This window comes from Vibrio sp. Vb0937, from assembly GCF_033338855.1.
The window spans coordinates 1-1,615 of record NZ_JAWOTK010000135.1 but is presented as its reverse complement, the minus strand read 5'-3'; the positions used below and the strand labels follow the sequence as shown (position 1 = coordinate 1,615).

Annotated in this window: 3 protein-coding genes; 1 reads left to right on the top strand and 2 read right to left on the bottom strand. The window is 45.9% G+C overall.

Annotated elements, in window-relative coordinates; translation table 11 throughout:
* Positions 1-99: 99 nt before the first annotated feature.
* The gene (locus tag R7P67_RS23805) at positions 100-498 is read right to left on the bottom strand and encodes a DNA polymerase III subunit psi (protein WP_005456107.1); all 399 of its coding nucleotides are present in this window, start codon (positions 496-498) and stop codon (positions 100-102) included.
* 51 nt (positions 499-549) lie between these two features.
* Between R7P67_RS23805 and R7P67_RS23800 the strand changes: the two genes are divergently transcribed.
* Complete coding sequence (locus R7P67_RS23800; RefSeq protein WP_023584018.1) at positions 550-999, top strand: hypothetical protein; 450 nt, start codon at positions 550-552, stop codon at positions 997-999.
* Positions 1,000-1,066: 67 nt separating this feature from the next.
* Here R7P67_RS23800 and R7P67_RS23795 read toward each other — a convergent pair whose 3' ends face one another.
* The gene (locus tag R7P67_RS23795) at positions 1,067-1,570 is read right to left on the bottom strand and encodes a GNAT family N-acetyltransferase (protein WP_017447717.1); all 504 of its coding nucleotides are present in this window, start codon (positions 1,568-1,570) and stop codon (positions 1,067-1,069) included.
* Positions 1,571-1,615: the final 45 nt, after the last annotated feature.

Below are 1,615 nucleotides of genomic sequence, written 5' to 3'. Positions count from 1 at the left end.
GCTCACTGCACATTGGGAGAATTTCAATCGTCATGATTTAACCTATTAGGTCGAAATACCGCGCCACAATAGAGCTTGGTATTCGATCTTTTACAAACGTTACGAGTAAGAACAAATTTGCTGCCAAAGTGCGCGTTTTTGTTCATTGTTGCCATCTATGTCTTGCAATAACGGCGAGGTTAGCTGCTTAGCATTTTCCATGCTGTTACTTTCACAGCCTGCAAACCATACCCACTCCAACTGGTGTTCACCAAGCATTGCAAGGCGCTCAGGCTCGATATGCATGGCTTGTTCAAGCGTTAACTTCATACTTTTAAGTATCTTCTCGAACAGTATCGCTGTCTCATTCGTAGGACAGATGGGTGAGACCAGCAGAAGTTTGCAAGAACTTGGCAAATCTATAGTTGGCGGTTGATAGCCTGCCAACCTTTCTGGATGAATCAACTCCCACGAGGTGATTCCCATTTCGTGTAAATACTGTTTCTCGTTAATTGACATTTTTCGTCACCTGTTTGAACGAGGCAATCCTATCAAAAAGTCAGAGGTGTTATGAAGCTTTTCCAATCACTCTTTACTGTGATGATGGTAGCGACCATCAGTTTTTCCACATTTGCGAGCAGCAATAATGATGACTGGGAGCTGATCGCAACCAAGACCGTCAACTTCCAAACGGAGACAGACACCGTTACGCCAAATAGTCTTCTCAAAAACCGTAACTTCAGTAAAATCAAAATAAAGTGCATTCAAGGCACCGTCGATTTAAAAGACATCAAAGTCACCATGACCGACGGCAGCGAGAAAAAACTCACATCAATGGGCACGCTCACCAACGGAATGTCAACGCGAGCTTGGACACTACCAGGAGCGGAGGACGCGAAACTTAAGCACCTTGAAATGAAATACAGCAGTTGGGGAAACATGAAGCTCGACGTGCTGGGTGTCAGCAGAAAAGCAAAAGTCGAAATCTGGGGTAAAAAGAGAACCAAAAACGCTCAATAAACGTCATGCTTGTCGATTGACTGATGAAAAGCAAACAGCCCGCTATTTCAGCGGGCTGTTTCAGTATTTAAAGCTCTGAGAACTCAGGCGCGTAATCAATACGTCCAGAACGTCCTGCACATTGGCCCTCGACGAGTTCAGCTACTCGAAACGCACCTTCAGGCACTTCCCAAGCGCATTCAAAGCCCATCTCTTCACCAGCATTGAAACCTTGTCGTGCATAGTAGTTAGGTTCACCCAACACGACACAGACTGGATAACCGAAATCACGCAGAGATTCGAAACCTTCTTTAATGAGTTCAGCTCCAATGCCTTGACGGCGATAGTCCTCATGAACAGCCAATGGTGCAAGCCCTTGCCACGACAAATCTTCACCATTTAATGTAACTGGGCTAAATAAAGCATGGCCAATTACCTCACCTTCATCCGTACACGCCACCAGCGACAAGGTCAGCTTGCCGTTTTCACGTAAACGCATCACCAAGTTGGCTTCTGCATCGGTTGGAAACGCATGTTTCAATAGGCGGTCAATGGTCAGAATGTCCGCAGGGGCTTCAGTTCGAATAAGCATTCGCTACTCCGGGTTGTTGTGCAGGCTCTTGAACCCCTTTTTGGA

Coding starts and splice junctions, on each gene's coding strand:
- R7P67_RS23805 (WP_005456107.1), bottom strand. CDS start 498: ATGTCAATTAACGAGAAACAGTATTTACACGAAATGGGAATCACCTCG.
- R7P67_RS23800 (WP_023584018.1), top strand. CDS start 550: ATGAAGCTTTTCCAATCACTCTTTACTGTGATGATGGTAGCGACCATC.
- R7P67_RS23795 (WP_017447717.1), bottom strand. CDS start 1,570: ATGCTTATTCGAACTGAAGCCCCTGCGGACATTCTGACCATTGACCGC.